This is a genomic window from Streptomyces acidicola, assembly GCF_009377235.1.
Lineage (GTDB): Bacteria > Actinomycetota > Actinomycetes > Streptomycetales > Streptomycetaceae > Streptomyces > Streptomyces acidicola.
The window spans coordinates 1-6,224 of sequence record NZ_VMNX01000377.1 but is presented as its reverse complement, the minus strand read 5'-3'; the positions used below and the strand labels follow the sequence as shown (position 1 = coordinate 6,224).

The 6,224-nt window shown below is 72.8% G+C and carries 5 protein-coding genes; all 5 read left to right on the top strand.

Features of this window, described 5'->3' with window-relative positions:
• Positions 1–19 precede the first annotated feature (19 nt).
• Positions 20–478 carry a DUF4232 domain-containing protein gene (locus FPZ41_RS44095; RefSeq protein ID WP_322621511.1) on the top strand — a complete coding sequence of 153 codons (459 nt, stop codon included), beginning with the start codon at positions 20–22 and terminating at the stop codon, positions 476–478.
• A gap of 156 nt (positions 479–634) precedes the next feature.
• Positions 635–1,468 carry a class I SAM-dependent methyltransferase gene (locus tag FPZ41_RS44090; protein ID WP_152870248.1) on the top strand — a complete coding sequence of 278 codons (834 nt, stop codon included), beginning with the start codon at positions 635–637 and terminating at the stop codon, positions 1,466–1,468.
• A 142-nt stretch (positions 1,469–1,610) separates the two neighbouring features.
• On the top strand, positions 1,611–3,404 hold the full coding sequence (locus FPZ41_RS44085; protein ID WP_152870246.1) for a gamma-glutamyltransferase family protein: 1,794 nt from the start codon (positions 1,611–1,613) through the stop codon (positions 3,402–3,404).
• A gap of 123 nt (positions 3,405–3,527) precedes the next feature.
• Complete coding sequence (locus FPZ41_RS44075; RefSeq protein WP_152870243.1) at positions 3,528–4,394, top strand: inositol monophosphatase family protein; 867 nt, start codon at positions 3,528–3,530, stop codon at positions 4,392–4,394.
• Between the two features lie 191 nt (positions 4,395–4,585).
• Positions 4,586–6,001, top strand: coding sequence for a phytoene desaturase family protein (locus tag FPZ41_RS44070; protein WP_152870241.1), 1,416 nt, complete (start codon positions 4,586–4,588; stop codon positions 5,999–6,001).
• Positions 6,002–6,224: the final 223 nt, after the last annotated feature.

Genomic DNA, 6,224 nt, shown 5'->3' with positions numbered 1-6,224 from the left:
CGCCCCGCCACCCGCGTCCGTGACTCCCGATGCCTCGCCGTCGGTGCCGCTCCAGCCGCAGCGGGGCTGTCCGCCCTCCGGCGTGCGCTTCGGCACCGGTCCTGTCAGCGCCGCCATGGGACTGCGCGCCATGACCCTCACCGTGACCAACTGTTCTGCCGAGCCGTACGAGTTGAAGGGCTACCCCTCCGTCACCGTGCTCGACGAGGCAGGCGCGCCCCTGGAGGCAGTACGCACCGCCGAGGGCACGGACGAGGTGTCCATGGCCCCGGAGGACCCCGGCCCCGAGCCGCTGACCCTGGCTCCGGGTGAGACCGCCGGCGCGGGACTGTACTGGCGGATGGCCGTGGAGAAGGGCACGTTCCTTCGTGTCGCGCCCAGGGAGGGAGACGACGTGACGACCGTACGTGCCGAGGACTACCTGGACATCGGCCCGGAGAACGTCCTGGGGACGACGGCATGGACGAGGACCCCCTGACCGCGGGGGCACGGACTCGTGCCGCCGGGACCAACGGGTTGCGGGGCGCCGTCCGGGATTGACGGGTTGCGGCGCGCGTTCGGGATCAGGGGGTTACGGCGCGTGTCCAGGATCAACCGGTTGCGGGGCGCCGTCCGGAATCAGGAGCCTTGACGCATGACTCAGCCACAGCCCGCCACTGAGCCCTCACCGCCCTCCTTGCGCGACGAGATCCTCGCCTACTACGAGCGAGGGGAGGAGGACGCCCGCCTCAAACAGGGCGCCGGACGGCTGGAGTTCTGGCGAACCCAGGAGGTGCTGCGCCGACTCCTGCCGGACGCGCCCGCGCGCGTGCTCGACGTCGGCGGGGGCAGCGGCGTGCACGCGGAGTGGCTGGCGGGCGACGGGTACGAGGTGGAACTCGTGGACCCCGTGCCCCTGCACCTGGAACAGGCCGCGCGACTGCCGGGCGTCAGTGTCCGCCCCGGAGACGCCCGCGCTCTGCCCGCCGAGGACGCGGCGTACGACGTCGTGCTCCTGCTCGGGCCCCTCTACCACCTGCCGGAGCGCGCCGACCGGGTGCGTGCGCTCGCCGAGGCACATCGCGCCGTCCGGCCGGGTGGGCTGGTCGTCGCGGCCACCATCAACCGTTTCGCGGGGCTCCACGACGGCCTTCAGCTGGGGCACTACTTCGTGCCGTCGCACCGTGCGCGGACCGATGCCTACCTGGGCGACGGCCACCATATGCACGCACCCGACGACCCGCTCTTCACCACCGCGTACTTCGCCGACCCCACCGACGTACCCGGCGAGTTCACCGAGGCGGGGCTGGCTCACGAGGGCCAGTACGGCGTCGAGGGCGTTGCCTGGCTGATGGGCCGTGTCGAGGAGTGGCTGGACGACCCGGAGCGACGGGAGGCCGTCCTCGCGGCGAGCCGGCGCATCGAGTCCGAACCGTCGCTGCTGGGCGTGAGCGGGCATCTGCTGACGGCGGGCAGGCGCCGACTGTAGCCGGGGCGGCAGCGCCGGAGGCCGGCCGGGTGACCGTGTGACGAGGCGGGGCAGCCGGGGACGCATGCCGGCTGCTCAGATGGGCAGGTCCTGATCATTGACCGGACCGACCGACGCGCGTGAACAACGAGGTGAGAGCTGCATGTTCACCACCCGGCCCACCCTCTCGGGCACCTTCGGCATGGTGTCCTCCACTCACTGGCTCGCCTCACAGTCGGCGATGGCCGTCCTGGAGGACGGCGGCAACGCGTACGACGCGGCCGTGGCCGCGGGTTTCGTACTGCACGTCGTCGAACCCCACCTCAACGGCCCGGCGGGCGAGGTCCCGATCATCCTCGCTCCGGCGGGCGGCGAGGTCAGGGTGCTGTGCGGTCAGGGTGTCGCGCCCGCCGGGGCCACGATCGAGCACTACAGCGGACTCGGTCTGGATCTCGTACCCGGTACGGGCCCGCTCGCGGCGGCCGTCCCCGGCGCGTTCGACGCCTGGATGCTGCTGCTGCGCGACCACGGGACGAAGCCTCTCGCCGACGTCCTGAAGTACGCCATCGGGTACGCGGAGGACGGTCACCCGCCGGTGGAGCGCGTCGGCGAGACCGTCGAGACGGTGCGTGCCCTCTTCGAGGAGGAGTGGGTCTCGTCGGCGGACGTGTACCTGCCCGGTGGGAGGGCCCCGCGCGCGGGCGAGCTGTTCCGCAACCCGGCGCTGGCCGCCACCTGGAAGCGGCTGCTCGCCGAGGTGTCCGGTGCGGGGGACCGCGTGGCCGAGATCGAGGCGGCACGTCAGGTGTGGCGGTCAGGCTTCATCGCCGAGGCGCTTCTGCGGCAGGCCGCGCGGCCCACCATGGACACCAGCGGTGAGCGCCACACCGGCACGCTCACGGCAGCCGACCTGGCGTCCTGGTCCGCGTCCTACGAGCCGCCGGTGACATACGACTGGAACGGCTGGACCCTGTGCAAGGCGGGCCCCTGGAGCCAGGGCCCGGTGCTGTTGCAGCAACTCGCGCTCCTGCCGCCGGAGCTGCCCCGGTACGGGTCCGCCGAGTACGTGCACCTGCTCGTCGAGGGCTGCAAGCTCGCCATGGCGGACCGGGAGGCCTGGTACGGGGACGCCGGGGACCCGGCCGAGGTGCCGCTCGGCGATCTTCTGTCGGAGGAGTACAACGCCGGACGGCGCGCGCTCGTCGGCGACACGGCGTCGTACGAACTGCGACCCGGCAGCCCCGGAGGGCGCGTTCCACGGCTGAGTTCCCACGCGCGCGTGGTGGCCACCGACGAGCCCGGGTTCGACGTACTGGGAGTCGGCGAGCCGACCGTCGCGGCAAACGGGGGCACCCGCGGCGACACCTGCCACCTGGATGTCGTCGACCGCTGGGGCAACATGGTCGCGGCCACGCCCAGCGGCGGCTGGCTCCAGTCCAACCCGGTCGTGCCCGAACTCGGCTTCCCGCTCGGCACCCGGCTCCAGATGACGTGGCTGGACGAGGGCCTGCCGAACTCCCTCACCCCCGGCCGCCGCCCCCGCACCACGCTCACGCCGTCGCTCGCGCTGCGCGACGGCGTGCCCGTCATGGCGTTCGGCACGCCCGGCGGCGACCAGCAGGACCAGTGGCAGCTGCACTTCTTCCTCGCGGTCGCCCTGCGCCCCCACATTCGTGGCGGTCTCGACCTCCAGGGCGCGATCGACGCGCCGAACTGGCACAACGACGGCTTCCCCGGCTCCTTCTACCCCCGCGGTATGCGCCCCGGCAGCGTCACGGTCGAGTCCCGCATGCCGCCCGAGCTGGTGGCGGAACTGCGGCGGCGCGGGCACGACGTGACGGTCGGCGATGCCTGGTCCGAGGGCCGGCTGTGCGCGGTCGCCCGCGATCCGGAGACCGGGCTGCTGTCCGCGGCGGCGAACCCGCGGGGGATGCAGGGGTACGCGGTCGGCCGCTGACGGGCGGGTCGCTGACGGTCGGCCCGGGTGCGGGCGCCCCGCCCGCACGGGTATTCACGGCGATTCCACCCGGAGTGCACCGGCCGGGCAGGGATTGTCAGTGGCGCGTGCTCTCATGGAGCCATGATCGAAGACAACGAAACCATCGACGAGTTTCTCGCCCGGCACGTCACCGACGTCGAGGAGGCGATCCGCGAGGCGGCCGCCGCCGAGATCATGCCGCGGTTCCGCCGGCTCGCGGCGCACGAGGTCGACCAGAAGAGCGGCCCGCACGACCTGGTGACGGACGCCGACCGCAAGGCCGAGCTGTATCTGACGGAGGCGCTCACCGCGCTGCTGCCCGGTTCCGTGGTGGTCGGCGAGGAGGCGGTGCACGCCAACCCGGCGTCGTACGAGGCGATTCAGGGCGAGGCGCCGGTGTGGATCGTCGACCCGGTCGACGGCACCCGCCAGTTCGTCCACGGCGACCCCGGTTTCTGCACCCTGGTCGCGCTCGCCCAGGGCGGCGTCCTGCGTGCCTCGTGGACGTTCGCTCCGGCCCTCGACCTCATCGCCGTCGCCGTGCGGGGCCGGGGCGCCACCCTCGACGGCGAGCCCCTGCGGGCCGGCTCACCCGAGCCGGGGGAGGACCTCCGGGTGGCCACGTCCCACCCGGACTACACGACCGACGAACAGAAGCAGGCCCTCCTCGGCGTCTACGCCGACGGAGTCGCCGCGCGCGCCTGCGGCTCGGCCGGCCTGGAGTATCTCGCCATCGCGCGCGGCGAGTTGGATGCCACGGCCTTCTCCTGGGAGGCCGCCTGGGACCACGCCGCAGGCATTCTCCTGGTCGAGGAGGCAGGCGGTACGCATCTGACCCGCACGGGCGAGCCCTTCCGGATAACGGGCGGCAACGCCCTGCCGTTCACCACGGCCCGTGACGAGGCCGCGGCGCGCCGCGTGGTGGGCCTGCTGTCGGACGAAGCACCGCTGATCGGCTCGGGTCTCTGATCGGCTCGGGTCTCTGACCGGCCGGGGTGTCTGATCGGCTGTGGTCTCCTGTGGCGTCCTGGGTGATCCGGGGCGCCGTCGGGTGGGCGGCTCTTCCTGGTGTGCCACCCGCGCCCCGGCCCTGTCGGTCCCCCGGCATATCCTGATCCCGAGTGGCCATCGGCTGACGAAGGAGTCCGAAGGTGCCGTCGATGCTCGATGCGGTCGTGGTGGGTGCGGGGCCGAACGGACTGACGGCTGCCGTGGAGCTGGCCCGTCGGGGCTTCTCCGTGGCCGTGTTCGAGGCGCGCGACACCGTCGGCGGGGGAGCCCGGACCGAAGAGCTCACCCTGCCGGGCTTCCGGCACGACCCGTGCTCGGCCGCGCACCCGCTGGGCATCAACTCGCCCGCGTTCAACGCGATGCCGCTGCAGCGTTACGGCCTGGAGTGGCTGCACGCCGAGCGGCCCATGGCGCACCCGTTTCCCGACGGGTCGGCCGCGGTGCTGGCCCGGTCGGTGGCCGAGACGGCGGCCTCGTTCGGGCCGCGTGACGCCGGGCCGTACCGCAGACTGATCGAGCCGTTCCTGCCCAGGTGGGACACCCTGGTCCGCGACTTCATGTCGCTGCCGTCGACCGCCCTGCCCCGCGACCCGGTCACCCTGGCACGCTTCGGCCTGGTCGGCCTGCCGCCCTCCACCTGGCTGACACGCCGCTTCCACGACGTGCGCGCCAAGACCCTCTTCGCCGGGCTGGTCGCCCATGTCATCGCCCCGCTCGACGGCTTCGCCACCGGCGGCGTCGGCCTGGTCTTCGCGCTGGCCGCGCACGCCCGCGGCTGGCCCGTCGCCCGCGGCGGCTCGGGGGCCATCTCGGACGCGCTCACCGCCTACCTGAAGGACCTCGGCGGCACCGTCCACACCGACTACGAGGTCAAGCGCCTCGACGACCTGCCGCCCGCGCGCGCGTACGTCTTCGACACCTCACCCGCCGCCCTGGCCCGGATCGCGGGTTTCGGCCGCTACTACGAGACATACCGGTACGGGGCGAGCATCTTCAAGATCGACTACGCGCTGGACGGCCCCGTGCCCTGGACCGCTGAGGAGGCGCGTGGCGCCGGTACCGTCCAGGTCGCGGCCGACGAGTCCGAGATCGGCGCCGCCCTGTACGCGGCCTCCCGCACGGGCCGCGCCCCGGACCCGCCCTTCCTGATCACCGTGCAGCCCAGCGTCGCCGACCCCACCCGCGCGCCCGAGGGCAAGCACGTCTTCTGGGCGTACGGCCATGTGCCGAACGGCTGGACCGGGGACCTCACGGACGCCGTCGAGCGTCAACTGGAGCGTTTCGCACCGGGGTTCCGCGACCGCGTGCTGGCCCGCGCGACCGCCGGCCCGCCCGAACTGGCCGCGCGCAACGCCAACTACGTCGGCGGGGACATCGCCTGCGGTGCCGCCTCCGGCCTGCAGCTCCTGCTCCGTCCGAAGCTCTCCCTGTTCCCTTACAGCACCCCGCATCCGGCGGTCTTCATCTGTTCCTCGGCAACCCCGCCGGGACCCGGTGTGCACGGCATGTCCGGGCACAACGCGGCCAAGGCGGTGTGGCGGCGGCTGCGCGCTGAGCCCAAATGACGCATCTTTACCCCGAGTTGACAGCCCCCCGAAATGGGAAAACACTGTCGTCTTTGTCACTTCTCCTACCCGGCAGTAGGCAACTGAGAGGCTGGCGGCCCGCGAGTAGGGTGCGGCTATGAAAGATCGGAAAGCGGTTTCCCGGTTGACCTGATCGCGGGACCGCCGACGTCCTCGCGCTCATGCCCCCCAGGCGGCTCTCCCCATCTGCCCCCGACACCCC